Annotated in this window: 21 protein-coding genes and 1 pseudogene; 15 read left to right on the top strand and 7 right to left on the bottom strand. The window is 72.4% G+C overall.

Annotation, left to right across the window (positions count from 1 at the left end; genetic code table 11):
• The first annotated feature begins 158 nt into the window (after positions 1-158).
• The 9 genes from B9W62_RS19810 (at position 159) to B9W62_RS19770 (ending at position 10,260) form a co-directional block, all read left to right on the top strand.
• Complete coding sequence (locus B9W62_RS19810; protein WP_087808443.1) at positions 159-1,007, top strand: hypothetical protein; 849 nt, start codon at positions 159-161, stop codon at positions 1,005-1,007.
• A 132-nt stretch (positions 1,008-1,139) separates the two neighbouring features.
• Positions 1,140-1,901, top strand: coding sequence for a YcnI family copper-binding membrane protein (locus B9W62_RS19805; RefSeq protein WP_087808442.1), 762 nt, complete (start codon positions 1,140-1,142; stop codon positions 1,899-1,901).
• Between the two features lie 131 nt (positions 1,902-2,032).
• Positions 2,033-2,683: an SCO family protein gene (locus B9W62_RS19800; protein ID WP_087808441.1), complete on the top strand. Its 651-nt coding sequence runs from the start codon at positions 2,033-2,035 to the stop codon at positions 2,681-2,683.
• A 44-nt stretch (positions 2,684-2,727) separates the two neighbouring features.
• Positions 2,728-3,225 (top strand): copper chaperone PCu(A)C, encoded by a 498-nt coding sequence (locus B9W62_RS19795; RefSeq protein ID WP_256976512.1) that lies wholly within the window; start codon positions 2,728-2,730, stop codon positions 3,223-3,225.
• A gap of 13 nt (positions 3,226-3,238) precedes the next feature.
• On the top strand, positions 3,239-5,308 hold the full coding sequence (locus tag B9W62_RS19790; RefSeq protein ID WP_087808439.1) for a copper resistance CopC/CopD family protein: 2,070 nt from the start codon (positions 3,239-3,241) through the stop codon (positions 5,306-5,308).
• Positions 5,309-5,316: 8 nt separating this feature from the next.
• Positions 5,317-6,621 (top strand): iron uptake transporter deferrochelatase/peroxidase subunit, encoded by a 1,305-nt coding sequence (gene efeB, locus B9W62_RS19785; protein WP_087808438.1) that lies wholly within the window; start codon positions 5,317-5,319, stop codon positions 6,619-6,621.
• Positions 6,622-6,701: 80 nt separating this feature from the next.
• Complete coding sequence (gene pheA, locus B9W62_RS19780) at positions 6,702-7,634, top strand: prephenate dehydratase (protein ID WP_087808437.1); 933 nt, start codon at positions 6,702-6,704, stop codon at positions 7,632-7,634.
• A 509-nt stretch (positions 7,635-8,143) separates the two neighbouring features.
• A complete protein-coding gene (gene serS, locus B9W62_RS19775; protein ID WP_087808436.1) occupies positions 8,144-9,421 on the top strand; it encodes a serine--tRNA ligase in 1,278 nt (425 codons plus the stop codon).
• On the top strand, positions 9,418-10,260 hold the full coding sequence (locus tag B9W62_RS19770) for an HAD family hydrolase (protein ID WP_087808435.1): 843 nt from the start codon (positions 9,418-9,420) through the stop codon (positions 10,258-10,260). Before serS ends, B9W62_RS19770 begins: the two co-directional genes overlap by 4 nt.
• 218 nt (positions 10,261-10,478) lie before the next feature.
• On the opposite strand, the gene B9W62_RS19765 is transcribed toward B9W62_RS19770, so the two are convergent.
• From B9W62_RS19765 to B9W62_RS19750, 4 genes are read right to left on the bottom strand one after another with little or no spacing between them, the layout of a single operon-like run.
• A complete protein-coding gene (locus tag B9W62_RS19765; RefSeq protein ID WP_087808434.1) occupies positions 10,479-11,198 on the bottom strand; it encodes an ABC transporter permease subunit in 720 nt (239 codons plus the stop codon).
• A gap of 11 nt (positions 11,199-11,209) precedes the next feature.
• Positions 11,210-12,121, bottom strand: a complete 912-nt coding sequence (locus tag B9W62_RS19760) for an ABC transporter ATP-binding protein (RefSeq protein WP_087808433.1) — start codon at positions 12,119-12,121, stop codon at positions 11,210-11,212.
• Positions 12,118-13,026: a hypothetical protein gene (locus tag B9W62_RS19755; RefSeq protein WP_087808432.1), complete on the bottom strand. Its 909-nt coding sequence runs from the start codon at positions 13,024-13,026 to the stop codon at positions 12,118-12,120. Before B9W62_RS19755 ends, B9W62_RS19760 begins: the two co-directional genes overlap by 4 nt.
• Positions 13,016-13,978, bottom strand: a complete 963-nt coding sequence (locus B9W62_RS19750; RefSeq protein WP_087808431.1) for an ABC transporter ATP-binding protein — start codon at positions 13,976-13,978, stop codon at positions 13,016-13,018. The genes B9W62_RS19755 and B9W62_RS19750 overlap by 11 nt, the downstream gene beginning before the upstream one ends.
• A 403-nt stretch (positions 13,979-14,381) precedes the next feature.
• Between B9W62_RS19750 and B9W62_RS40215 the strand changes: the two are divergent.
• The 6 genes and pseudogenes from B9W62_RS40215 to B9W62_RS19720 form a co-directional block, all read left to right on the top strand.
• Positions 14,382-14,615: pseudogene (locus B9W62_RS40215) on the top strand (hypothetical protein); the annotation flags it as partial.
• Positions 14,612-16,369, top strand: a complete 1,758-nt coding sequence (locus B9W62_RS19740; protein ID WP_087808430.1) for an SDR family oxidoreductase — start codon at positions 14,612-14,614, stop codon at positions 16,367-16,369. The pseudogene B9W62_RS40215 and the gene B9W62_RS19740, both read left to right, overlap by 4 nt.
• 110 nt (positions 16,370-16,479) lie before the next feature.
• Positions 16,480-17,028 carry an RNA 2'-phosphotransferase gene (locus B9W62_RS19735; RefSeq protein ID WP_087808429.1) on the top strand — a complete coding sequence of 183 codons (549 nt, stop codon included), beginning with the start codon at positions 16,480-16,482 and terminating at the stop codon, positions 17,026-17,028.
• A 6-nt stretch (positions 17,029-17,034) separates the two neighbouring features.
• Positions 17,035-17,493: a hypothetical protein gene (locus B9W62_RS19730; protein ID WP_087808428.1), complete on the top strand. Its 459-nt coding sequence runs from the start codon at positions 17,035-17,037 to the stop codon at positions 17,491-17,493.
• A gap of 52 nt (positions 17,494-17,545) precedes the next feature.
• Complete coding sequence (locus tag B9W62_RS19725; RefSeq protein ID WP_087808427.1) at positions 17,546-18,451, top strand: LLM class flavin-dependent oxidoreductase; 906 nt, start codon at positions 17,546-17,548, stop codon at positions 18,449-18,451.
• A 113-nt stretch (positions 18,452-18,564) separates the two neighbouring features.
• Positions 18,565-19,452: an HAD family hydrolase gene (locus tag B9W62_RS19720; RefSeq protein WP_179235564.1), complete on the top strand. Its 888-nt coding sequence runs from the start codon at positions 18,565-18,567 to the stop codon at positions 19,450-19,452.
• 46 nt (positions 19,453-19,498) lie between these two features.
• Here B9W62_RS19720 and B9W62_RS19715 read toward each other — a convergent pair whose 3' ends face one another.
• The 3 genes from B9W62_RS19715 to cydD all read right to left on the bottom strand — a co-directional run bounded on the left by B9W62_RS19715 (position 19,499) and on the right by cydD (position 25,964).
• Positions 19,499-20,548: a M23 family metallopeptidase gene (locus B9W62_RS19715; protein ID WP_087808425.1), complete on the bottom strand. Its 1,050-nt coding sequence runs from the start codon at positions 20,546-20,548 to the stop codon at positions 19,499-19,501.
• A gap of 122 nt (positions 20,549-20,670) precedes the next feature.
• Positions 20,671-22,353, bottom strand: a complete 1,683-nt coding sequence (locus B9W62_RS19710; protein ID WP_087808424.1) for a sensor histidine kinase — start codon at positions 22,351-22,353, stop codon at positions 20,671-20,673.
• Positions 22,354-22,445: 92 nt separating this feature from the next.
• On the bottom strand, positions 22,446-25,964 hold the full coding sequence (cydD, locus tag B9W62_RS19705; RefSeq protein WP_087808423.1) for a thiol reductant ABC exporter subunit CydD: 3,519 nt from the start codon (positions 25,962-25,964) through the stop codon (positions 22,446-22,448).
• Between the last annotated feature and the right edge of the window lie 2 nt (positions 25,965-25,966).

The following is a 25,966-nucleotide window of genomic DNA, read 5'->3' as shown; positions in this document are numbered from 1 at the left end:
CGCTCATCTGGCGGATGTGTCGCCCTCGGCGACCGGTGTATGCGGGGCGACTCGTACCAGAGGGTGACCTTCCGCCCCGTACCTCGTCTTCCGGTCGTACGGCATCTTGCGGACCTGCCGTACGGCACCCCGGCCGCGGGTGCGATGATGAGCCCGCCATGACTGCCCCCCACCCGCCAACGGCGCGCTCCGGACACGATCTCCGGATCCTGCGGGCCGCGGTGTTCGCCGCGGTCTGTGTCGTGCTGGCCGCGGCGGGGCACACCCTGGCCTCCTGCGCCACCGTTCCGCTGTGGTCGCTGGGCGCGGGATTCCTCGGGGCGGTCCTGGTCGCCGTGCCGCTCGCCGGCCGCCGGCGCTCACTGCCCGGCATCGCGATGCTGCTCACCGCCGGACAGACCGCGCTGCACGCCTTGTTCGGTCTCGGCCAGCACGGCACCGCCGCGGCCACCGCGTCCAGTACGGCCGCCGCGTCCGGCGGCGGGGCGGGCGCGCTGTCCGACGCCTCCCTGGTCCAGCAGGCCGCACGGCTGGTCTGCGGGACCACCGCGGCGGCGATCAGCCCGGCCCAGGCCGAGCGCATCCTCACCGACGCGCGGATCGCCCCGGACGTCACCACCGGCGCGGCGCACCACCCGGCCGACGCGCTGGCCACCGCCGGTACCTCCGCCTCGCTGCTGCCGTCGCTGCCGATGCTGCTCGGCCACGTCCTCGCGGCCCTGGCCGCCGGCTGGCTGCTGCGGCGCGGGGACCTGGCCCTGGCCCGGCTCGTCGAACTGTCGGCGCACTCGGCCCAGTCCATGGCCGAGGCGGCGTTCGTACGCGCCCTGCGCGCGGCGCTCTCCCTGGTGCGCGCCCTGCACGCCGGGCTGGCCGGCGCCCCCGGTACGGGTCCGCGTCCGCCGCGGCCCGCCCTGTGGGTGCCGCCCCGGCCCCGTACCACCGCGCTCCAGCACACGGTCGTCCGGCGCGGCCCGCCGAGTGACGCGTTCGCCCTCGCCGCCTGACACGACGCGACCGCCGTCCCGCTTCGGGAGGGGCCGCCGTCGTGCGGCACGCGCGCGTGTGCGCGCATCCCTCCTGTCACTCGGCACCGGCTGCTCGGCACCGGTGTCCACACGAAGCGGAGCACTCCGTCCATGAAGGCTTCCCGTATCGCCGCCGCCGGCGCCGTCTCCGGCATCGCCGTCCTCGCCCTGTCCGCCCCCGCCTTCGCGCACGTCAGCGTGCAGCCGGAGGGCACGGCCGCCAAGGGCGGCTACGCGGTCGTCGACTTCAAGGTCCCCAACGAGCGTGACAACGCCTCCACCACCAAGCTGGAGGTCAGCTTCCCGACCGACCACCCGCTGGCATCCGTCATGCCGCAGCCGGTTCCCGGCTGGAAGGCCGTGGTCACCAAGGCCAAGCCGGCCAAGCCGCTGGAGTCGCACGGCAAGCAGATCACCGAGGTGGTCACCAAGGTGACCTGGACCGCCGACGGCAAGGGCGTCGAGCCCGGCTACTTCCAGAAGTTCCCGGTCTCCATCGGCGCCCTGCCCGAGGACACCGACCAGCTGGTGTTCAAGGCGATCCAGACGTACTCCAACAAGGAGGTCGTGCGCTGGATCGAGGTGCCGCAGGAGGGCCAGGAGGAGCCCGAGACCCCGGCGCCCGTGCTCCAGCTGGCCGCCGCCGAGGACGACGCCCACGGCGCGGCGGGCTCCTCGGACGCGAAGGCCGAGGACACCGGGGCGGACGCGCAGAACACGGCCGCCGACGCCTCGGCGTCGGACTCCGGCTCGGGCGACGGGAGTGACACCACCGCCCGGGTCCTCGGCATCGTCGGCATCGTCGTCGGCGCGGCGGGCGTCGGGTACGGCGTGCTGGCCGGCCGCCGGCGCGACTCCGGCACGGCGGCGTAACAACGCCGTGCCGGTGCGCCGGCACCCCTCGTCGGCGCATCCTCTCGTCCGGTGCGCGCCGGACACCGCCCGTCGGACCTCCGACGGGCCCCGGCGCGCACCGGAGCACCTCACATCTGGGACATTTTTCTATGCGCAAGAAGACGTTCGCCATGGCCGCCCTGCTCGCCGCCGCCGCTCTGACGCTGTCCGCCTGCGGCAGCGGCGCCGACAGCGACAAGCCCGTGACCGTGGTCTCCGAGGACAACAGCCAGCAGGCCGCCACCGTCCTCGACAAGCCCTTCGAGAAGCCCGACCTGGTCCTCACCGACACCCAGGGCAAGAAGTACGACCTCCGCGAGCAGACCGCGGGCAGGCCCACGCTGATCTACTTCGGCTACACCCACTGCCCCGACGTCTGCCCGCTGACCATGAACAACATCGCCGTGGCCAAGAAGCAGCTCTCCCAGGCGGAGCAGGACAAGCTCCGCGTCGTGTTCGTCAGCACCGACCCGGAGCGCGACACCCCGGCCGCGCTCGGCAAGTGGCTCAAGGGCATCGACTCGCAGATCGTCGGCCTGACCGGCGAGTTCGACACCATCCAGGCCGGTGCCCGCACCCTCGGCATCTCGATCGACCCGCCGACCAAGGACAAGGACGGCAAGATCGTCTCGACCCACGGCACCCAGGTCGTCGCCTTCTCCCCGAAGTCCGACGCGGGCTACGTCCTGTACGGCGAGGACGCCACGGTCGACGACTACACCAAGGACCTGCCCAAGCTCATCAAGGGGGAGAACCCGTGAGGCGCCGGGCCGGAAAACCCGTGCGGCGCCCGGCGGGAGGTCCCGTGCGGCGCCGTCCCGCCCTGGCCGCCGTCGCGGTGATCGGCGCCCTGGCCCTGGCGGGGTGCGGCGGCTCGGACTCCGGGTCCGACTCCGCCTCCTCCGGCGCCGAACTCTCGGTCGACGCCGCCTACATACCGCAGCCGGTCTCCGACTCGATGGCGGCCGGATTCCTCACGATCACCAACGAGGGCGGTGCCGCGGACGAACTGACCTCCGTCACCAGCGGGGCCGGCGAGGTCACCGTGCACGAGACCGTCGACGGGACCATGAAGGAGGTCGACCGCCTCGAGGTCCCCGCGCACGGTCAACTCGTGTTCAAGAGCGGCGGAAACCACCTGATGTTCGAGAAGCTGAAGCAGCAGCCGAAGCAGGGACAGTCCGTCACCGTCGAACTGCACTTCGCCCACTCCGGCCCCGTCGCGGTCACGTTGCCCGTGAAGGCGGCCACCTACCAGCCCACCGCCGGACACTCCGGGCACTCCGAAGACTCCGGACACTGAGGGAGGGACCACCTTGACGCAGACCATCGCCCCGCGCGTCCGGACCCTGGTGCTGCTGCTCCTGGCCGCGGCCTGCGCGCTGCTGGCCGGCGCCGGACCGGCCTCCGCGCACGCCGCGCTGACCGGCAGCGACCCCCGGGAGGGGGCGGTGGTCGACAAGGCTCCGGCCCAGGTGTCGCTCACCTTCTCCGAGTCGGTCTCCATGGACGACGACTCGCTGCGCGTGCTCGACCCCAAGGGCAAACGCGTCGACGACGGCAAGCCGTCCGGCACGGGCGGCACGACGTACTCCGTGAAACTGCACGCCGGGCTGCCCGACGGCACCTACACGGTGACCTACCAGGTCGTCTCCGCCGACAGCCACCCGGTCTCCGGCGCCTACACCTTCTCCGTCGGCGCCCCCTCCGAGACCTCGGTCACCGTCTCCGGGCAGGGAGCCGGCGGCGGCTTCGTCGGCGGGCTGTACGGCGTCGGGCGGTACGTGTCGTACGCCGGGTTCGCCGTGCTGGTGGGCGGCGCCGCCTTCGTGCTCGCCTGCTGGCCGCGCGGCTCCGGGGTGCGTGTCGTGCAGCGGTTCGTCGTCTCCGGCTGGCTCTCGCTGACCGCCGCCACCCTCCTGCTCCTCCTGCTGCGCGGCTCCTACACCGGTTCCGGGAAGGTCGCCGACGTCTTCGACCTCGGCCTGCTCGGCGAGGTGCTGCAAACCAAGGCCGGAGCGGCGCTGGTCTCCCGGCTGCTGCTGCTGGCGGCGGCCGCGCTGTTCATCGCCGTGCTCTTCGGCGCGTACGACAAACGGAAGGACGAGGAGAAGCGGGACCTCACCTTCGGGCTCGCGGTCGGCGGCAGCGTCGTGGCGGTGGGCCTCGCGGCGACCTGGGCGATGTCCGAGCACGCCTCCGTCGGCCTCCAGGCCGGTCTCGCCATGCCGGTCGACGTCGTCCACCTGATCGCCGTCGCCACCTGGCTCGGCGGACTGACCGCGCTGCTCGTCGCCCTGTACCGCGGCCCGGCGGACACGCCGGTCCCCGGCCTCGCCGTGAGCCGGTTCTCGCGCGTCGCCTTCACCAGCGTGATCACGCTGGTGGTGACCGGCACGTACCAGTCCTGGCGCCAGCTCGGCTCCTGGACGGCCTTCACCGACACCCGCTACGGACAGCTGCTCCTGGTGAAGATCGGGCTCGTGGCGGTACTCGTCGGCGTCGCCTACTTCTCGCGCCGGTGGACGGCACAGCTGGCGGCGGCGACACCCGCCGCGGGTGCTTCGGCCGCCCGGCGCGCGGAGAAGGGGGCCGGGAAGGCGTCCACGAAGGCCGGCACGAAGGCGTCCACGAAGACCTCCGGAAACGCGTCCACCAAGGCGGCCTCGAAGGCATCCGGAAACACGTCCGCGAACGCGTCCACGAAGGCGGCCTCGAAAGCGTCCGCGAACGCCGGCACGGAGGCCTCCGGAAACGCGAAGGTCGCCGAGAAGGCGTCCGGCACCGCGAAGGGCACCGGCGGCTCCCCGCGGGCCGCACAGCTCGCCCGGCAGCGCGCGGCCGTGGACGCCGCCCGGCAGAAGCGGCAACGGGACGCCGACCCGAACCGGTTCGGACTGCGGCGCTCCGTGCTCGCCGAGGCGGGCATCGCCGTCGTCCTGCTCGTGGTGACCACCGTCCTGACCCAGACCGAGCCGGGCCGCACCGAGGAGGAGGCCAAGGCCGCCGGCACGTCCTCCGTCGGCAACTCCGCACCCGCCACGGGCGCGGTCACCCTGGACATGCCCTTCGACACCGGGAGCCAGAACGGCAAGGGCGTCGTACGCGTCGAACTCGACCCCGCCCGGGTCGGCGCCAACGACCTGCACCTCTACGTCGAGCGCCCGGACGGGACCGCCTTCGACATCCCCGAGGTGAAGGTGGCCCTCACCCAGAAGGCCAGGGACATCGGGCCCCTGCCCGTCGCCCCCGACCACATCACCACCGGGCACTGGTCGGCGAGCGGAGTACAGATACCGATGGCCGGCGACTGGGAGGTCGCCGTCACCGTGCGCACCTCCGACATCGACCAGGTCACCATCTCCAAGAACACGCAGATCGGCTGAACCGCACCATGCCTGACCAGTCCAACCAGGCGAGCCCCTCGGACCCCGAGGTCCCTGGGAACGCCACCGCCCCCGAGGGCATCTCGCGACGGCGACTGCTCGGCACCGCGGGTGCCACCGGGCTCGTCCTCGGTACGGCGGGGGCCGCCGCGGGCTACGCCTCCGCGCCCTCCTCCGCCGCCACGCCCCTCACCTCGCTCGGTGGCGAGCAGGCGATGTTTCACGGGAAACATCAGCCCGGCATCACCACCCCGATGCAGGCCCGCGGCCATCTCATCGCCTTCGACCTCGCGGCCGGGGCCGGCCGCAAGGAGGCCGCCGCGCTGCTGCGCCGCTGGTCGGAAACGGCCCGGCGGCTGATGGCGGGCGAACCGGCCGGAACCCGGGACACGGACGTGGCCCGGGACGCCGGGCCCTCCTCGCTGACCGTCACCTTCGGGTTCGGGCACAGCTTCTTCGGCCGGACCGGCCTCGACAAGCAGCGCCCGGTCGCCCTCGATCCGCTCCCCGACTTCTCCTCCGACCACCTGGACAAGAACCGCAGCAACGGCGACCTGTGGGTGCAGATCGGCGCCGACGACGCCCTCGTGGCCTTCCACGCCCTGCGCGCGGTCCAGCGGGACGCCGGGACGGCCGCCCGCATCCGCTGGCAGATGAACGGCTTCAACCGCTCGCCCGGCGCCACCGCCCATCCCATGACCGCCCGCAACCTCATGGGCCAGGTCGACGGCACCCGCAACCCGAAGCCCGCGGAGGCCGACTTCGCCGAGCGGATCTTCGTGCCGGAGGAACCCGGGTCCGGCACGGGCGGGCCGGCCTGGATGGCGAACGGCTCCTACGTCGTCGTACGCCGCATCCGCATGCTCCTCGACGACTGGGAGGAGCTGTCCCTCAAGGCCCAGGAGGAGGTCATCGGGCGCCGCAAGTCCGACGGGGCACCGCTGTCCGGAGGGAACGGAGCCACCGAGACGACGGAGATGGACCTGGAGAAGACGGACGCCGCCGGGAAGCTCGTCGTCCCGATCAACGCCCACGCCCGGATCACCCGGCCCGACCAGAACGGCGGCGCGGCCATGGTCCGCCGCCCGTTCTCGTACCACGACGGCTTCGACGCCGACGGCGTGCCGGACGCCGGGCTGCTCTTCATCTGCTGGCAGGCCGATCCGCTGCGGGGCTTCGTACCGGTGCAGCGCAAGCTGGACCGGGGCGACGCGCTGTCCCAGTTCATCCGTCACGAGGCGAGCGGGCTGTTCGCGGTGCCGGGCGGGGCGGCGGAGGGAGAGTACGTGGGGCAGCGGCTGCTGGAGGGGTGAAACCGGCGACGCGTCACCCCCGGGAGGGGCTTGTGCGAGACGCGTGAGCCGGGTGCCCCCGGGCCCATTAGGGTGAGGACATGTCAGCCAGTTACGCGTATCTCGGCCCTGAAGGCACCTTCACCGAAGTCGCTCTGCGCACCCTCCCGGAGACGGCGACCCGGGAACTGGTCCCGTACGTCTCCGTGCAGTCCGCGCTCGACGCGGTCCGCACCGGCGAGGCCGAGGCCGCGTTCGTGCCGATCGAGAACTCCGTCGAGGGCGGCATCACCACCACCCTCGACGAGCTGGTCGCCGGGCAGCCGCTGATGATCTACCGCGAGGTGCTGCTCTCCATCACCTTCGCGCTGCTGGTCCGGCCCGGCACCAAGCTGTCGGACATCAAGACGGTCACGGCCCACCCGGCCGCACAGCCCCAGGTCCGCAACTGGATCAAGGCGCACCTCCCGGACGTCGCCTGGGAATCGGCCGCCTCCAACGCGGACGGCGCCCGTCTGGTGCAGGAGGGCCGGTACGACGCCGCCTTCGCCGGTGAGTTCGCCGCGGAGCGCTACGGCCTGGAGGTGCTGGAGGCCGACATCCACGACGCGGAGAACGCCCAGACGCGCTTCGTGCTGGTGGGCCGCCCGGCCCGGCCCGCGGCACCGACCGGGGCGGACAAGACGTCCGTCGTGCTCTGGCAGCGCGACGACCACCCCGGCGGCCTGCGCGATCTGCTGGGCGAGTTCGCCACCCGGGGCATCAACCTGATGCTGCTGCAATCCCGGCCCACCGGTGCCGGTATCGGCAACTACTGCTTCTGCATCGATGCCGAGGGGCACATCTCCGACCGCCGGGTGGCCGACGCGCTGATGGGCCTGAAGCGGACCTGCCTCCAGGTGCGCTACCTCGGGTCGTACCCCCGCGCGGAGGTCGAGCCCGCCGACGTGGACGCTCTGCGGCCGGGAACCTCGGACGAGGCGTTCGTGGCGGCGGCGGACTGGGTGGCCCGCTGCCAGGACGGCCGGTTCTGACCACCGGGCCTATCTGCCGATTTTCGTTGTCCACAGAAGTTATCCACAGGTCCGCTTCTCGACCTGGGGACAAGTCGACAACGAAGCGGCATTTGGTCGACATATCCCCCTACGGCACCTCTCTTCGCCCACAGGTGTCCAGGTCACCCTTCGTCCACCTGTTTCTTGCACCCCATCCTCCGGAGTGACACCCAGTGCCCCGTTTCCACTCGAAAGTGCGGGCATGAAGGGTTTGGGCAGCCCGCCTCCAAGAATTGGGAAGGATCACTTCCGTGCATCCACAGATCTTTCGCACACCCTGTGGATAACTTTTCCGGGCTGTGGATTCCTGTGGACAGTCACGCCTCAAGTCCCGTTCTGCACAAGGAAATCCGGTCAACCCGACGCCCACCCGGCGCCTCGATCCGGGCATTCCGCACCACTCCATTGACCAGTCGAACGGGGTGTCCGGACCGCGTACGGCAATAGTGGGTCGAGACCCGACACCACGCACCGGTAGCCTTGACCGCGTGATTGACCTTCGCCTGCTCCGTGAGGACCCCGACCGTGTGCGCGCGTCGCAGCGCGCCCGTGGAGAGGACGTCGCGCTCGTCGACTCCCTCCTGTCCGCCGACGAACGGCGCAGGTCGTCCGGCGTCCGCTTCGACGAGCTGCGCGCCGAGCAGAAGGGCCTCGGCAAGCTCATCGGCAAGGCCACCGGCGACGAGAAGGCCGAGCTCCTCAAGCGGGCCGAGCAGCTGAAGACCGACGTCAAGGCCGCCGACACCGAGCGTGACGCGGCCGACGCCGAGACCCAGCAGCTGCTCCAGCGGCTCGGCAACCTCGTCCACCCCGACGTTCCCGTCGGCGGTGAGGAGGACTTCGTCACGCTGGAGACGCACGGCACGCACCGCGACTTCGCCGCCGAGGGCTTCGAGCCCAGGGACCACCTGGAGCTGGGCCAGCTGCTCGGCGCCATCGACGTGGAGCGCGGCGCGAAGGTCTCCGGCTCGCGCTTCTACTTCCTGACCGGTGTGGGCGCCCTGCTGGAGCTGGCCCTGGTCAACGCGGCGATCGCGCAGGCCACGGCGGCCGGCTTCACGCCGATGCTGACCCCGGCGCTGGTGCGGCCGCAGTCGATGGCCGGCACCGGCTTCCTCGGCCAGGCCGCCCAGGACGTCTACCACCTCGACAAGGACGACCTGTACCTGGTCGGCACCTCCGAGGTGCCGCTCGCCGCGTACCACATGGACGAGATCCTGGACGCCGACCGGCTGCCGCTGCGCTACGCCGGCTTCTCGCCCTGCTTCCGCCGCGAGGCGGGCTCGCACGGCAAGGACACCCGGGGCATCTTCCGCGTGCATCAGTTCGACAAGGTCGAGATGTTCTCCTACGTCCTGCCCGAGGACTCGCAGGCCGAGCACCAGCGGCTGCTGGAGTGGGAGAAGCAGTGGCTGACGTCGCTGGAGCTGCCGTTCCGGGTGATCGACGTGGCCTCGGCCGACCTGGGCTCCTCGGCCGCGCGCAAGTACGACTGCGAGGCGTGGATCCCGACGCAGGGCAAGTACCGCGAGCTGACCTCGACCTCGGACTGCACCGAGTTCCAGTCCCGCCGGCTGTCGATCCGCGTCCGCGAGGGCAAGAAGGTGCGTCCGCTGGCCACGCTCAACGGCACCCTGTGCGCCGTACCGCGCACGATCGTGGCGATCCTGGAGAACCACCAGCAGGCCGACGGTTCGGTCCGGGTGCCCGAGGTGCTGCGCCCGTACCTGGGCGGCCGGGAGGTCCTGGAGCCGGTGGCCAAGTGACTGACACCGGCACCGCCACGGTCCCCGGCAGCGGATCCGCCGGGGGCTTCCCCTACCGGCTGATCGCCACCGACCTCGACGGCACACTGCTGCGCGGCGACGACACGATCTCGCGGCGCACCCGTGACGCGCTCGCCGCGGCCACCGCTGCGGGCGCCGCCCACATCGTGGTCACCGGGCGGGCGGTGCCGTGGACCCGGCACATCCTGGACGACCTCGGCTACGAGGGACTGGCCGTCTGCGGTCAGGGCGCGCAGGTCTACCACGCCGGGGAGCACCGGCTGCTGACCTCCGTGACCCTGGACCGGCAGCTGGCCGGGGTGGCTCTGGCCAAGATCGAGGCGGAGACCGGCCCGCTGTACCTGGCGGCCAGCCGGGACGGCCTGGAGGGCGACGTGCTGGTCGGCCCGGGATACGCGGTCGGGGGCGACCTGCCGGCCGTGCCGTTCACCGACGCCTCGGACCTGTGGTCGGCGCCGCTGAACAAGATCTACATCCAGCACCCGACCCTGTCCGACGACGAACTGGCCGAGGCGGCCCGACGCGCCGCGGGCGGCTTCGTCACCGTCGTCATGGCCGGCGCGGGCGTCGTCGAGCTGCTGCCCCTGGGGCTGTCCAAGGCCACGGGTCTGTCGCTGGCGGCCCGTCGGCTCGGTCTGAAGGCGGCTGACACGATCGCCTTCGGTGACATGCCCAACGACATCCCGATGTTCGGCTGGGCGGCCCGGGGCGTGGCGATGGCCAACGCCCACGAGGAGCTGAAGGCGGTGGCCGACGAGGTGACGTCCTCCAACGACGAGGACGGCATCGCGGTGGTGCTGGAGCGCCTGGCGGCCTGAGGCAGGCCCGCGGCTCTGCTGCCCGGCCCTGACAGCGCACGGTCCGGACGGCGCCGGCGTCCCCGTCGGTCGGCCCACGCGAGGCATCCCGCGTGCTCGAAGCGGCCTCCCGATGCACCGTCGCCGTCCGGCCTCGTGCATCCCCCACAGTGCCGTCACCGGAAGCCGGGCGCCACCGATTAAAAGGGGACGTACGCCGCGTTACCGACGGCTCGCGGTCACTCCTCCCCGGCGAGCGTCAGCGACCGCAGCTTCTGGCCGGCGTACCAGGTGGCGAGCACGGTCACCACGGCGAGCAGCACCGTCGCGGTCGGCAGGCCGACGTCGGAGGTCACCAGGTTCCCGTCGGCGACCTTCTGGGCCACCGCCAGCGACCACTGCTGGACGCTCAGCGTGCGGGCGCCCGGCACCAGGGAGCCGAACAGCGCCTCCCAGACCAGGGCGTAGACGAGCCCGAAGACCACGGCGTGCCGGGACACGGTGCCCAGCAGCAGGAACAGCGCGGCGTAGGCGATGGAGGCGACGAGCGCGGCGACGGTGAACGCGACGGCGACCTGCTGGCCGTTGCCGTTGAGGATCAGGCCGGCGAGCAGCGTGGGCACGGCGGAGAAGACCATCGTCACGGCTATGGCGACGATCAGCTTGGTGAAGATGATCGTCGGTCGCTTGATCGGCTTGGACAGCAGGTACACCACCGAGCCGTCGTCGATCTCGGGGCCGATGGCACCGGTGCCGGCGATGACGCCGATGATCGGCACCATGGTGGCGAGGGCGAAGCCGCCCAGCACGTCCGTGGCGGTCTGGTCGTCGACTCCGGCGAGCGCGCGCACCGCGACGGCGATGACGAGCAGCAGCAGCGGGAGCACGCCCAGGATGAGGGCCCGGCGGCGGCCGAGCAGGGCCCGGTAGGTGAGCCGGGCGACTGTGGGGTCGTACATTCTTCGGCCTCCTACGCCGCGACGAGATACGAGAAGACGGACTCGAGGGACTCGTCGGACGGCGAGACCGTGAGCAGCCGGATGCCGTGGTCGCGGGCGACCTTCGGCAGCAGGGCCGTGAACCGGCCGAAGTCGACGGCCTGGATGCGCAGGGCGCCCTCGGCGAGGTCGACCTCGATGCCGGACGTCGACGGGTCGGCGATCAGCGCCGCCGCGAGGGCCCGGTCGTCGCTGGAGCGCACCAGGTAGCGGTGGGGCCGGTCGGTCATCAGGCGGCGGATCTTGCGGAAGTCGCCGCTGGCCGCGTGGCGTCCGGCGACGATGACCTCGATGTGCCAGGCGAGCTGTTCGACCTCTTCGAGGATGTGCGAGGAGAACAGCACGGTGCGGCCCTCGTCGCCCATGCGCCGCAGCAGGTCCATCAGCTGCATGCGCTGACGGGGGTCCATGCCGTTGAACGGCTCGTCGAGCAGGAGCAGCGACGGCTGGTGGACGAGGGCGGAGGCCATCTTCACCCGCTGGCGCATGCCCTTGGAGTACGTGGCGATCTTGCGGTCCTGCGCGTAGGCCATCTCCACGGTGGCGAGGGCCTCGTCGGCCGCCTTGGCACCCAGGCCGTGCAGCTCGGCGTTGGCGAGAACGAACTCGCGGCCGGTGAGGAAGTCGTACATCGCCTCCCGCTCGGGGACGATGCCAATGTGCTGGTAGATGCTCTCGTTGCGCCAGACCGGCTGGCCGTCGAGGGTGACGCTGCCGGTGGAGGGGGCGAGGAAGCCGCCCATCATGTTGATGAGGGTGGACTTTCCCGCGCCGTTCGGGCCGAGCAGGCCGGTGACGCCGGGGCCGATCGTCATGGTGATGTCGTTGACGGCGACCACGTTGCCGAACCAGCGGGAGACGTGGTCGATGTTCAGCGTGGTCACAGTCCCACCTTCTTGTAGCGGCGCATCAGCAGGCCGTAGCAGCCGGCGATCAGGCCGAGGGTGACGAGGACGTAGACGGCGCCCACGCCGTTGCCCGGTCCGTCCCCGCCGGGGAAGGCCGAGGTGGCGCCCAGGAAGGCGGACTGCACTCCGTCGATGAGGGTGATCGGCGAGAACAGGCCGATCCAGGCGACGGCTGCGGAGCTGCTCTGGACGTCCGCGATGGCCTGGAGCGTGGAGACCGCACCGTAGGTGATGGTCAGGACGGCGATGACGGCCGCGATGCCGAAGCCGCGGCGCGGGGTGACCGAGGCCACGACCAGGCCGAGGCCGGCGAAGAGCAGGGAGAGCAGTGCCACGGAGACCAGTCCCTGGGCGAACCCCTTGGTCTGGTCCGCGAAGTCGAGTTTGGCGAGCAGCGCACCCACGTAGAGCACCAGCAGCGGTGCGGCGGTGAGGATGAACAGGGCGGAGGCCATCGACGCGTACTTGGCGCGGACGTAGTCGGCGGTCTCGATCGGCCGGGAGAAATACAGCGGCACGGTCTTGAAGCGCAGGTCGCGCGAGACGGACTGCGGGGCCTGGGCCGCGACGTAGAGGCTGATGACGGCTTGCAGGACGACCGCGTAGCGCGTGTAGTCCACGGGCAGGTCGTTGGCCTTGGTGGCGACCGCGACGGCGACCATGATGCCCGCCGGGAGGCACATCACCACGAACAGCAGCATCGGCAGCACCTTCGACTTGGCCGAGCGGCCGAGGCCGTAGGCGCCGCGCAGGGACTGCGAGTACAGCGAGCGGCGGGCGTAGGCGCGGCCGAGGCGGGGGCCGTCGTAGCTGCGGTAGCCGATGTTGTGGATGCGGGTCTGGTCACCCGGCACCGTGGCTGCGGGCTGTTCAGCTGCCATGGCCGACCGCCTCCTTCCGTTCTGCGTCGCTGTCGGTGAAGACCTCCGAGATGTGGTGCCGGCGCTGCTCCATGCGGACCAGGCCGAGGCCGAGGTCGGCTATGACGTCGCGGACCAGGTCGTAGGTCTCCTCACCCGCCGAGGTGAGCAGCAGGACGTGGCCGGCGCCGGGCAGGCCGCTGCCGTCCTGGACGGTGACTCCGCGCGCGTCGAGCGCGTCGCGCACCGCGCGGGTGCCGTCGGGGTGCTCGTCGGTGTCGGTGACCTCGATCGCGAGGGTCGTCGTGGTCTGGGTGAAGTCCGTGGTGGAGCTGGAGCGCAGCAGCTTGCCGCCGTCCACGACGACGACGTGGTCGCAGGTGCGTTCCAGCTCGCCCAGCAGGTGCGAGGTGACCAGGACGGAGATGCCGAAGTCGGTGTGGATGCGGCGGATGAGGCCGAGCATCTCGTCGCGGCCGACCGGGTCGAGGCCGTTGGTCGGCTCGTCGAGGAAGACCAGCTGCGGGTCGTGCACGAGGGCCTGCGCGAGCTTCACGCGCTGCTTCATGCCCGTCGAGTAGCCGCCGATGGGGCGGTAGCGCTCCTCGTACAGGCCGACGTGACGCAGGGTGTCGGCCGTGCGCTCGCGAGCGGCGGTGGGCGGCAGGCCGGACATGCGTGCCATGTGGACGACGAACTCGGTGGCCGAGACGTCGGGTGGCAGGCAGTCGTGCTCCGGCATGTAGCCGACCCGCTCGCGGATGTCGGCGCCCTTGGTGGCGACATCGAGTCCGAGCACTTCGGCCCGGCCCTCGGTGGCGGGAGACAGACCCAGCAGGATCTTGATCAGGGTGGATTTGCCGGCGCCGTTGGCACCGACGAGTCCGGTCACACCGGGTCCGACGTCCACGGAGAGCCGGTCGAGCGCGGTCACCCGGGGGAACCGCTTGCTCAGGCTTTCGGTCGCGATCACAGTCACATCCATGACAGTAGTGACGCCCGCCACTGCGGTCGTCAGACCGCAGAGCCGTCTTCGCGTCCGACTCGAGTAGTACGGGCCCGTAGGGGACGCCGTACCTGAGAGCCACGGAGCGGCCTTCCGAGGCGGTTCCGACCGCCCTATTGACGTTGGGTCTAACAACTGGGAGATTCGGCGACGTCACGTTACGGGCGAGTAGCACGGTCGGCGGATGAACGGCACGGTCCGCCGGCGAATGGCACGAGCGGCGCGCACCGCGCCGGAGCGGCGGAGCGGCGGAACGGGGGTGGCACGGCATGGGTGGCACGACGACGGCGGTGGCCGGGCTCCGCGCGGAACTGCGCGGATTCCGCAAGGTGCGGCGACTCGCCCACGACTGCGCCGAGGCCGTCGCCGCCCGCCCCGCCCGGGGCTGTGGGCGGTCGAACCCCATCCCGGTTTCCCGGGTACGGGCGCGAAGTTCGAGGAGATCCGGGTCGTGTTCGAGGAGATCCGGGTCGTGACCGACTCCGCGGATCCCGAGGTGAGCGGCTTCTGGCTGGACGACGATCTGCCGTCGGGGTCCCCCCGCGCTCGTTTTGTCGAGTGTGGGCAAGTGCGGCTCTGGACGGACTGGACGGAGGGGACATGACGGTGCTGAACGGTGCGCGGGAGCGCTGGGTGCGCACGGGCGGGGTCGAGCTGTGCGTGGCGGAGCTGGGCGATCCGCGGCGGCCCACGGTCGTCCTGGTGCACGGCTACCCGGACAGCAAGGAGGTCTGGTCCGAGGTCGCCGCCCGCCTGGCCGACGCCTTCCACGTGGTCCTCTACGACGTCCGCGGCCACGGCCGGTCCACCGCGCCGAGCCCGCTGCGGGGCGGGTTCACGCTGGAGAAACTGACGGACGACTTCCTGGCCGTGGCCGACGCGGTCAGCCCGGGCCGTCCGGTGCACCTGGTGGGCCACGACTGGGGCTCGGTGCAGTCCTGGGAGTTCATCACGGTCAAGCGCACCGAGGGCCGCATCGCCTCCTTCACCTCGATGTCCGGGCCTTCCCTTGACCACTTCGGGCACTGGATCAACAAGCGCCTCAGGCGGCCCACCCCGCGCCGGGTCGGACAGCTCCTCGGCCAGGGCGCCAAATCCTGGTACGTCTACCTGCTGCACACCCCCGTCCTCCCGGAGCTGGCCTGGCGCGGCCCCCTCGGCAAGCGCTGGCCGGGCATCCTGGAGCGCGTCGAGAAGGTGCCCGGCGGCGACTACCCGACCGCCTCCCTCCCCTCGGACGCGGCCCACGGGGCGTGGCTGTACCGGGACAACGTGCGGCCCCGGTTGCGCAGGCCGCGCGAGGACGCCTACGCGCACGTGCCCGTGCAGCTCATCACGCCCCTGGGTGACGCGTTCCTGTCGGAGCGGCTCTACGACGGGCTGGAGCTGTGGGCGCCGCGGCTCACCCGGCGCACGCTGCCCGCGAAGCACTGGGTGCCGCGCACCCGGCCGGACCGGCTGGCGGACTGGATCACGCAGTTCGTCACCGCCACCGAGGACGGCCGCTCCGGGAGCGGAGCGAAGGGCAAGTACGCCGACCGCTTCGGCGGGCAGCTGGTCCTGGTCACCGGTGCGGGCAACGGCATCGGGCGGGCGACGGCGTTCGCGTTCGCCGAGGCCGGCGCGCGCGTGGTGGCCGTCGACCGGGACGCCGAGGCCGCCGCCCGGACCGCGGAGCGGTCCCGGCTGATCGGTGCGCCGGACGCCTGGGCGGAAACCGTCGACGTCTCCGACGAGCAGGCCATGGAGAAGCTGGCGGCCCGGGTCGCCGCCGAGTACGGCGTCGTGGACGTGCTCGTGAACAATGCCGGGATCGGCCTGTCGGGCTCGTTCTTCGACACCACGCCGGAGGACTGGAAGAAGGTTCTCGACGTCAACCTGTGGGGTGTGATCCACGGTTGCCGGCTGTTCGGCCGGCAGATGGCCGAGCGCGGGCAGGGCGGCCACATCGTCAACACCGCGTCGGCCGCCGCCTTCCAGCCCTCCAGGGCGCTGCCCGCCTACGGCACCTCCAAGGCGGCCGTGCTGATGCTGAGCGAGTGCCTGCGTGCCGAACTGGCCGATCAGGGGATCGGCGTCACGGCGATCTGCCCCGGCCTGGTCAACACCAACATCACCGCCACCGCGCACTTCGTGGGTGTGGACGCCGGGGAGGAGCAGCGCCGGCAGCAGCGCACCGCCCGGCTGTACGGGGCGCGCAACTACCCGCCGGAGAAGGTGGCGGACGCCGTCCTGGAGGCGGTCGTGCGCAACAGGGCGGTGGTCCCGGTGACGCCGGAGGCGCGCGGCGCTCACCTGATGTCCCGCTTCGCGCCACGCGTACTGCGCCGCCTCGCCCGGGTGAATCCGCCTCTGTAGTTTCCACAGGAACACCCAACCAGCCTGTGGATAACTGCACTTGACTGTGGATCAAACCTCGGCGGCAAAATCGATCGCGTGATGCCCGTCTCACCGTGCAGGCTGGTGGCATGCAACAGGAACGCTCGGTGAAGGTGTCCAAGTACCTGTCGAAGCATCTGCGCCACCAGCCGGAGAGGATCGGGCTCACGCTCGACGAGGGCGGCTGGGTCGAGATCGACACGCTCATCGCCGCCGCGGCCGAGCACGGCTTCCGCTTCACCCGTGAAGAGCTCGACGACGTCGTCGCCACCAACGACAAGCGGCGCTTCGCCGTCGAGGGCGCCCGTATCCGGGCCAGCCAGGGCCACAGCATCGACGTGGATCTCCAGCTGCCGGCGGCGACCCCGCCGCCGTACCTCTACCACGGGACCGTGGCCCGGCACCTGGAGGCCATCCGCGCCGAGGGCCTACGGCCGATGAACCGGCACGACGTGCATCTCTCGCCGGACCGCGAGACCGCGACCCGGGTGGGAGCCCGCCGCGGCCGGCCGGTCGTGCTCCCGGTGGACGCCGCCGCCATGCACCGCGACGGTCACGTCTTCCGCGTCAGTGCGAACGGGGTCTGGCTGACGCAGCACGTCCCGTCCCGCTATCTGCGCTTTCCCGCTCCGCACTGACCCCGCATGATCGAAGGCATGGAGCACCTGCCCACCACCCAGTCCGCCGTCACCGCCCTCCGTGCCGTCGCCGAGGAGTACGCGGTGGAGATCGAGGTCACCGACGACATCGGCGCCGACCAGACCTCCCGCCGCATGGCCGCGGGCGTGGGGGTGACCACTGACGCCGACGGTTCCCTCCCGCACGAGGCGTTCGTCGAATTCGGCGGCGTTCCCCGGGTGAGCGTCCGGCTCTTCCACGAGGGCGATGCCCTGATCACCGTCGAGAACGTGGAGTTCCCCGACGTGGAACGCGATGACGTGCCCGCGTTCCTGCGCTCCGTCTTCGGGGGCCTCGCCTACGTGCATGGGCGCCGGTTCCCACCCGGATACCGCCTGATCGTGCCGCTGCCGGGCGACCGGGCGCACAAGGAGCACGTGTCGATGCTGCTCCTCACCCCGTGGCTGAGCGGTCGCGTACGGTGACGCCTCATGCTGTTTCACGTGAAACCGACCAGGGCCGCATAGGCTCGGTGGCATGAGTCTGCGTCTGAGCACCGTGATCCTTCCGTACCGCCGCTGGCACGAAGGCGGCCGTTCGGCCTGGACGCGCGCCGAGCAACTCGGCTTCCATACCGCGTACACCTACGACCACCTCTCCTGGCGCAGCTTCCGGGATGGACCGTGGTTCGGTGCCGTGCCGACCCTCACCGCCGCCGCGGCCGTGACCGAGCGGCTGCGTCTGGGCACCCTGGTCACCTCGCCGAACTTCCGGCACCCGGTGACGCTCGCCAAGGAGCTGATCTCCCTCGACGACATCTCGGGCGGGCGGATCACCCTCGGCATAGGAGCGGGCGGCACCGGCTTCGACGCCACGGCGCTGGGCCAGGAGCCCTGGACGCCGCGGGAGCGGGCCGACCGGTTCGGCGAGTTCCTCCCCCTGCTCGACCGGCTGCTGACCGAGGACGCCGTGTCGTACGAGGGCGACTTCTACTCGGCGCACGAGGCACGCAACATCCCGGGCTGTGTACAGCGGCCCCGGCTGCCCTTCGCGGTGGCCGCGACCGGCCCACGAGGTCTGGCGCTCGCCGCCCGCCACGGCCAGGCGTGGGTGACGACCGGTGACCCGAAGCTGTTCGAGAACGGCACCCCCGAGCAGTCGGCCCGGGCGCTGCGGCAGCAGGGCGACCGGCTGGCCGACGCCTGCGCCGCCATCGGCCGCGATGCCGGTGAGCTGGACAGGGTCCTGCTCACCGGCTTCACCCCGGAGCGCGGTCGCCCGCTGGAGTCCGTGGACGCGTTCGTGGACTTCGCCGGACGCCACCGGGACCTGGGCTTCACCGAACTCGTCGTCCACTGGCCGATCCCCGATTCGGACTTCGCCGCGGACGAGAAGATCTTCGAGCGGATCGCGATGGAGGCACTGGCGCAGCTCAAGGAGTGAGGTGCCTGGATCGAGCGAGGGTGAGTGAGGGCGTGGAAGCGAGCGGGGGCCGGGAGCGGGCATGAGCGCCGTAGCTCACATATGTGCGGACCCGTGCACGGCCGTGCACGCATATGCGTGACAATGACCGGGTGACCTCAGCGACCCGACAGCCCGAGCCCCCGGCCGCCGCCACTCGCCCGCGGCTCATCGCCACCGACCTCGACGGCACCCTGCTGCGCGACGACAAGTCCGTCTCTCCGCGCACGGTCGCCGCGCTGGCCGCGGCGGAGAAGGCGGGCATCGAGGTCTTCTTCGTCACCGGCCGCCCCGCCCGCTGGATGGACGTCGTCAGCGCCCATGTCCACGGGCACGGCCTCGCCATCTGCGGCAACGGCGCCGCCGTGGTCGACCTGCACGGCGGCCCCGGCAAGCACCGGTTCGTGAAGGTCCGCGAGTTGCCGCGGGAGAACGCGCTGGACGCCGTACGGCTGCTGCGGGAGGCGGCGCCCGGCACGGTCTACGCGGTCGAGCAGACGTACGGCTTCCACCAGGAACCGGCCTACCCGAAGCTGCACATGGAGGTCCCCGACGACCTCCTGCCCGCCGAGGAGATCCTGGCGCCGGGCGGTCGCGCCGCCGCCGAGCCCGTCCTCAAGATCCTCGCCTACCATCCGGAGCTGGACCCCGACGGCTTCCTCACGCTGGCCCGCCTCGCCATCGGCGACCGCGCCAACGTCACCCGGTCCAGTCCCAGCGCCCTGCTGGAGATCAGCGGTCCCGACGTCTCCAAGGCCAGCACGCTCGCCCTGTGCTGCGCCGAGCGGGGCATCTCGCACGAGGAGGTCGTGGCCTTCGGCGACATGCCGAACGACGTCGAGATGCTCACCTGGGCGGGACGGTCGTACGCGATGGGCAACGCGCACCCGGACGTGATCGCCGCCGCCTCCGGGCGGACGGTCGCCAACAACGACGACGGCGTGGCGGTCGTCATCGAGCGGATGCTGGCGGACCTGCCCTGACGTCCGCCGCCGCGGGGCGCCCGGTCCCGCGGCACATCCGGTGCCGTCACAGCGCCACCCCGCGCTGCGACAGCCACGGCACCGGATCCAGCGCCGAGCCCATCTCCGGGGTGACCCGCACCTCGAAGTGCAGGTGGGGGCCGGTGGAGTTGCCGGTGCTGCCGGACTGGCCGATCCACTGCCCGGGCTCGACCCGGTCCCCCTGGTCGACGGCGACGGCGGCGAGGTGGGCGTACTGGGTGTAGTAGCCGCCCGCGTGTTCGATGACGACCTGGATGCCGAAGGCCCCGCCGCAGGACACCTGCACGACGCGGCCCGTACCGACCGAGCGCACCGGTGTCCCGACCGGCACCGCGAAGTCCTGGCCGGTGTGCCGGTGCGCCCACCGCGATCCGCCGCTGCCGAAGGACGCCGACAGTTCGTAGGTCTCGACCGGGGCCATCCAGCTCGGGCCGGCGGGTACGTCCGGCTGGTCGAGGCGGACGGCGCCGGGGCACGATCCGGCCGCGACGGAGGAGTCCGCCTGTCCCTCCAACTGCGACCGGGCCGCCTCCAGCTTGTTCTCGATCTTCTTCTTCAGCTTCACCAGGCCGGCGTTGCGCTTCTCCAGCGCCCGCCAGGCCGCCTGCGCCTTGGCTTCCTCCGCGGCGAGCCGGGCCTCGGCCCGCAGGTTCGCGCCGATGGCCCTGTCCACGGCGCCGTTCGCGCGGGAGACCGCCCGCTGCCCCCGCATCAGCTCTTCGGGGTCGTCGGCGAGGAGCATCCGCGCGGTGAGCGGGAGCCCACCGCCGTCGCGGTACTGGGCACGGGCGATGCGCCCCAGGTCCTCGCGCATGGCGTCGATCTTCCGCCGCTGCCCGTCGAGCCGCCGCTCGTACTCCAGGGCCTTCGACCGCTGCGCCTCCGCCTCGCGCCGCCCGTCCTCGTACGTGCGGGTCGCCTTCGCCGCCTCCTCGTACAGGCGCACCACCTGCGGGGCGAGACCGCTGCCGGATCCGCCGTCCCCGTCCATGCCGTCGGTGGGGCGGGCCGCGAGCACGGCCAGCGCGCACAGCAACACCGGAACGAGCAGCGGACGGCGGCGGGATGAGCGCATGTCAGCGATCGTGGACCCGCGCGGCCCCCGCGGTCGCGTTCGCGTCGTACGAGTGGGGGACCCGTTGCTGCACACGGCTCAGTGCGGCTAGTGCACACGGGGCAACACGGCGTCGGCTGCGCTCAGTACGGCGCTTCCCACCGCACCGTCGTGCCACGGCCGTCCGCCCCGATGCCCGGCCCGAGCCGGCTGGCGCCGCCCACGCTCTCGGCGCGGCGCTCCAGGTTGTGCAGGCCGCTGCGCCGGCCGCCCTCGGGGACACCGACCCCGTCGTCCGCGACGGTCAGCCGGACGCCCGGCCGGCCGTCCGGCAGGGTCGCGGTCGCGTCCACGACCACCTCGATGCGGTCGGCGTGGGCGTGCCGGAAGGCGTTGGACAGCGTCTCGCGCAGCGCGGCGATGAGGTTCTTGCCGGTCAGTTCGCCGACGGCGGTGTCGACCGGGCCGACGAAGCGGTGCCCGGGCGTGAAGCCCAGGGGGACGGCGGCCATGGTGATCTCGCGCAGGACCCGGGTGCGCAGCCCCGTGGGCGCCTCGGCCGGCTGTCGCAAGGCGAAGATCGCCGAGCGGATCTCCTGGATGGTGACGTCGAGTTCGTCGACGGCCCCGCCCACTCCGTCGCGCACCTCGGGCACCGCCGACCTGCGCTGCGCGCTCTCCAGCATCATCCCGGTCGCGAACAGCCGCTGGATGACGAGGTCGTGCAGGTCCCGGGCGATCCGGTCCCGGTCCTCGTACACGGCGAGCCGTTCCCGGTCGCGCTGGGCCTCGGCCATGGTGAGCGCCAGTGCCGCCTGCGCGGCGAACCGGTCGCCGAGCGCGCGCTCGGTCCGGGTGAACGGGCCCGCGCCCCGGGCACGGGGCATGACGAGGCACCCGAGGACCTTCCCGTCCCTGCACAGCGGCAACAGCATGACCGGCCCGTAGCAGCGCACCGGCCCGTCGGACAGGCGGGGGTCGGTGCCGGCGTCGTCCACGAACACGGTTCGTCCGGCGAGCAGTTCCGCCACGACGGCGTTGTCCGGCGGAACGACCGCGCCCAGGGCGTTCGTGGGGCCCGGCGCGTCCACGGCCACGATCTCCAGGCCGCCGCCGGCGGCCGGCAGCAGCACGATTCCGGCGGCCGCCCCGGAGACGCGGCGGGCCTGCTCGGCGACGATCTGCAAAGCGTCGTCGGTGTCGCCGCCGGCCAGCAGGGCGGTGGTGACGGCGACCGATCCGTCGATCCACCGCTCCCGCTGCTGGGCCGCCTCGTACAGTCGCGCGTTGCCGATGGCGATACCGGCCTCCGTGGCCAGGACCCGGACCATGGCGAGGTCGTAGTCGTTGAAGGGCTCACCCGCGTGCTTGTCGGTCACGTAGAGGTTGCCGAAGATCTCGCCCTGCACACGGATGGGAACTCCCAGGAAGCTGCGCATCGGCGGGTGGTGCTCGGGAAAGCCGCACGAGCGGGGGTCCGCGGTCAGGTCGGTCAGCCGGACCGGCTCGGGATCGCGGATGAGCGCGCCGAGCAGGCCCTTGTGACCGTCGGGCAGGTGGCCGACGCGCCGGACGGTCGCTTCGTCGAGGCCGTGGTGGACGAAGTCGGCGAGACCCTCGCCGTCCTCGTCGACGACGCCGATGGCCGCGTACCGGGCGTGTGCCAGGCCGGCGGCCGTCTCGCAGATCCGGTTCAGCGTGGAGTGCAGGCCCAGTCCACCGCCGACGGAGCGCATCGCGTCCAGCAGTTTCGGCACCCGTGCCAGGAGTTCGGCCGAGGCCCCCTCACGGGGCGGCGGGGAGCCGGGAGGCGGGGCTGGGGACATGACCCGAGCCTAATGAGACCTTTTTGTTCAGGAAAGTCGGATTACCGGAAACTTTTCGTGAGCTCATGACCGAGCGGCCGCCGGGCGGCCGGTCACGGCGCTCCCACGAGCAGTTCCGCCGCCGCCTCCCGTCCGGCCATCTCCCGCAGCGGCCCCGGTACGGCCACCAGCTCCGCGTACGTACCGCGCTGCACGACCCGGCCCCGGTCCAGCACGATCACCTCGTCCACGGCCCCCAGTCCCGCCAGCCGGTGAGTGATCAGCAGGCTCGTGCGGCCCTCGGTGGCGGCCAGCAGATCGGCGGTGAGCGCGTCTGCGGTCGGCAGGTCGAGGTGCTCGGCGGGCTCGTCGAGCACCAGGACGGGGAAGTCGGCGAGCAGCGCCCGGGCCAGGGCGAGCCGCTGGCGCTGGCCACCGGACAACCGGGCCCCGTGTTCCCCGACCAACGTGTCCAAGCCGTCGGGCAGGCCGTCGGCCCACTCCAGCAGCCGGGCCCGCGCCAGCGCGTCGCGCAGTTCGCCCTCGGTGGCGTCCTTCCTGGCCAGGAGCAGGTTCTCCCGGACCGAGCTGTCGAAGAGGTGCGCGTCCTGGGCGCACAGTCCGACGAGCCGCCGTACGTCGTCGCCGGCCAGGGCGTAGGCGTCGACACCGGCCAGCGTGTAGGAGCCCGCGTCCGGGTCGAGGAAGCGCAGCAGCACCTGGGCCAGGGTCGTCTTGCCGGACCCGGACGGTCCGACCACGGCGATGCGGCGCCCCTGCGCCAGCGTCAGGTCCACCCCGGCCAGCGCGTCCCTGTCCTGCCCGGCGTGGCGCGCGGCCAGCCCCTTGAGGACCATCGGGAACGGAGACGCGGGCGCCTGCCGGGGCACCTCCGGCTCCCGCACCGGCTCCGGGGCGTCGAGCACCTCGTACACGCGCTCGGCGCTCCTGCGCACGCGCTGCCGGTACTGCACGGCGAGCGGCAGTCCGAGTACGGCCTCGAAGGCGGCCAGCGGGGTCAGGACGACGACGGCCACGGCCACCCCGGCGAGCCGGCCGTCGGCGACCGCCTGGGCCCCGACGAGGGCGGCGCCCGCGACGGTCAGGCCGGAGACGAGCGCGGTGAGCCCGTCGCCCAGCGCGGTGGCGGTCGCGGCCCGCGAGGCGATCCGGGTGAGGGTGCCGTCGGCCCGCCGCGCCTCGGCGGCACGACCGGGCAGGGCACCGGCGACGGTCAGCTCGGCGGTGCCGGTGAGCAGGTCCGACACCCGGGTGGCGAGCACGCCCCGGGCGGGGGCGAGCCGCCGCTCGGCCCGCCGGGCCACGGCCGCGGTGACCAGTGGAACGCCGACACCGGCCGCGAGCAGGCCGACCGCGAGCACGGCGCCCGCCTCCGGCAGCAGCCAGGCGGTGAAGCCGACCGACGCGGCGGAGACGAACAACGCGCTGCCGGCGGGCAGCAGCCAGCGCAGCCAGTAGTCCTGCAAGGCGCCGACGTCGGCGACGAGCCGGGACAGCAGGTCGCCCCGGCGGCTGCGGTGCAGCCCCGCGGGGGCCAGCCGCTCCAGCCGCCGGTACACGGCGACCCGCGTGTCGGCCAGCATCCGCAGCACGGCGTCGTGCGAGGTGAGCCGCTCCGCGTAGCGGAACACGGCCCGCCCGATGCCGAAGGCGCGCGTCGCCGTCACGGCCACCATCAGGTACAGCACCGGCGGCTGCTCGGAGGCCCGCGAGATGAGGTAACCGGAGGTCGCCATCAGACCGACGGCGCTGCCGAGCGCCAGAGAGCTGAGCAGCAGCGCGAGAGTGAGCCGCCCGCGCCGCGCGGCGGACATGGCACGGACCCGGGACAGCACGCCCCCGCGCGCCTGCGCAGCGGACTCGACGGGCTGAGCGGCCCCGGCGGCCGGCTCGTCGAAGGAACCCGGAGCGGGAGAGCGGGGGCTCGCCTCCGCGGTGGCCGGCAGCACGCTGCTGTCGCCGGGTGCGGCGACGGTTGCCGGGGTGTCCAGCCGCACCACGCGGTCGGCCACCTCCAGCAGCGCCGGGCGGTGCACCACCAGCAGGACCGTCCGCCCCTTGGCCAGCCTGCGCACGGCGTCCACGACCTCGGCCTCGGTGGCCCCGTCCAGGGCCGCCGTCGGCTCGTCGAGCAGCAGCACCGGCCGGTCCGCGAGAAACGCGCGGGCCAGCGCCAGCCGCTGCCGCTGTCCGGCGGACAGGCCGGTTCCGTCCTCCCCGAGGACGGTCGCCGTGCCCGCGGGCAGCGCATCCACGAACTCCAGGGCGCCCGCGTCCCGCAGGGCCCGGCGGACGGCGGTGTCATCGGCGTCGGGCCGGGCCAGCCGTACGTTCTCCGCGATGGTGCCGGCGTACAGGTGCGGGTGCTGCGGCACCCACGCGACGCGGGCGTGCCACTGCGCCCGGTCGAGGGAGGCGAGGTCGGCTCCTCCGACCAGGACCCGTCCGCCGGCCGGGGAGACGAAGCCGAGAAGGGCATGCAGGAGGGTCGACTTGCCCGCCCCGCTGGGGCCGACGAGCGCGACCGTCTCCCCGGGCTCGACGGTGAGGTTCACGTCCGTGACGGCCGCCGCGACGCGAGCCGGGTAGCGGACCGTCACGTCCTCGAAGGCCAGCGCGCCCTCCGCCGGAACCGGCCCGGTCCCCGACGCCGGTACGGGATGCTCCAGCACCGAGAAGATGTCCTCGGCCGCGGCGAGGCCCTCGGCCGCCGCGTGGTACTGCGCCCCCACCTGGCGCAACGGCAGATAGGCCTCGGGCGCGAGGATCAGCACGACCAGGCCGTCGTACAGGGCCATGTCGCCGTGGACCAGACGCATGCCGATGGTGACGGCGACGAGTGCGACGGACAGCGTGGCCAGCAGTTCCAGCGCGAAGGACGACAGGAAGGCGATCCGCAGGGTCCGCAGGGTCGCCCGCCGGTACTCGCCGGTGATGCGTTTGATCGACTCGGCCTGTGCCTTGGCCCGGCCGAAGACCTTCAGTGTGGGCAGCCCGGCGACCACGTCCAGGAAGTGTCCGGACAGCCGCGACAGCAGCCGCCACTGGCGGTCCATCCGGGACTGCGTGGCCCAGCCGATCAGCATCATGAAGATCGGGATGAGCGGCAGGGTGCCGACGATGATGGCCGCCGAGACCCAGTCCTCGGTGACGATGCGGGCCAGCACCGCCACCGGCACGACCACCGCGAGGCCCAGTTGCGGCAGATAGCGCGAGAAGTAGTCGTCCAGGGCGTCGACGCCCCGGGTGGCGAGGGCGATCAGCGAGCCGGTCCGTTGCCCGCCCAGCCAGCCGGGGCCGAGGGCGGTGGCCCGTTCCAGGAGCCGGCCCCGCAACTCCGACTTCACCGCCGCGCTCGCCCGGTGCGCGGCCAGTTCGGTGAGCCAGCCGACCAGCGCCCGGCCGCAGGCGACGGCCACCAGCAGCAGGAGGGGAGTACGGAGCCCGGCGACCGGAGTGCCCTGCTGGAAGGCGCCGACCACCACCTCGGCGATGAGCATCGCCTGCGCGACGAGCAAACCGGCCCCGACGGCACCCAGGGCGACGACCGCTGCCAGGAAGAACCGGGTGGCGCGGGCGTACCGCAGAAGACGTGGATCGATGGGTTTCACGT

The sequence above is a fragment of the Streptomyces sp. CS113 genome (genome assembly GCF_002188365.1).
GTDB lineage: Bacteria > Actinomycetota > Actinomycetes > Streptomycetales > Streptomycetaceae > Streptomyces > Streptomyces tendae.
Note: the sequence above shows the minus strand (reverse complement) of the source record. Positions and strands in the feature narration are given on the sequence as shown.

Coding starts and splice junctions, on each gene's coding strand:
- B9W62_RS19730 (WP_087808428.1), top strand. CDS start 17,035: ATGATCGAAGGCATGGAGCACCTGCCCACCACCCAGTCCGCCGTCACC.
- B9W62_RS19805 (WP_087808442.1), top strand. CDS start 1,140: ATGAAGGCTTCCCGTATCGCCGCCGCCGGCGCCGTCTCCGGCATCGCC.
- B9W62_RS19725 (WP_087808427.1), top strand. CDS start 17,546: ATGAGTCTGCGTCTGAGCACCGTGATCCTTCCGTACCGCCGCTGGCAC.
- B9W62_RS19715 (WP_087808425.1), bottom strand. CDS start 20,548: ATGCGCTCATCCCGCCGCCGTCCGCTGCTCGTTCCGGTGTTGCTGTGC.
- efeB (WP_087808438.1), top strand. CDS start 5,317: ATGCCTGACCAGTCCAACCAGGCGAGCCCCTCGGACCCCGAGGTCCCT.
- pheA (WP_087808437.1), top strand. CDS start 6,702: ATGTCAGCCAGTTACGCGTATCTCGGCCCTGAAGGCACCTTCACCGAA.
- B9W62_RS19755 (WP_087808432.1), bottom strand. CDS start 13,026: ATGGCAGCTGAACAGCCCGCAGCCACGGTGCCGGGTGACCAGACCCGC.
- B9W62_RS19720 (WP_179235564.1), top strand. CDS start 18,565: ATGCGTGACAATGACCGGGTGACCTCAGCGACCCGACAGCCCGAGCCC.
- B9W62_RS19740 (WP_087808430.1), top strand. CDS start 14,612: ATGACGGTGCTGAACGGTGCGCGGGAGCGCTGGGTGCGCACGGGCGGG.
- B9W62_RS19800 (WP_087808441.1), top strand. CDS start 2,033: ATGCGCAAGAAGACGTTCGCCATGGCCGCCCTGCTCGCCGCCGCCGCT.
- B9W62_RS19810 (WP_087808443.1), top strand. CDS start 159: ATGACTGCCCCCCACCCGCCAACGGCGCGCTCCGGACACGATCTCCGG.
- B9W62_RS19710 (WP_087808424.1), bottom strand. CDS start 22,353: ATGTCCCCAGCCCCGCCTCCCGGCTCCCCGCCGCCCCGTGAGGGGGCC.
- B9W62_RS19735 (WP_087808429.1), top strand. CDS start 16,480: ATGCAACAGGAACGCTCGGTGAAGGTGTCCAAGTACCTGTCGAAGCAT.
- B9W62_RS19765 (WP_087808434.1), bottom strand. CDS start 11,198: ATGTACGACCCCACAGTCGCCCGGCTCACCTACCGGGCCCTGCTCGGC.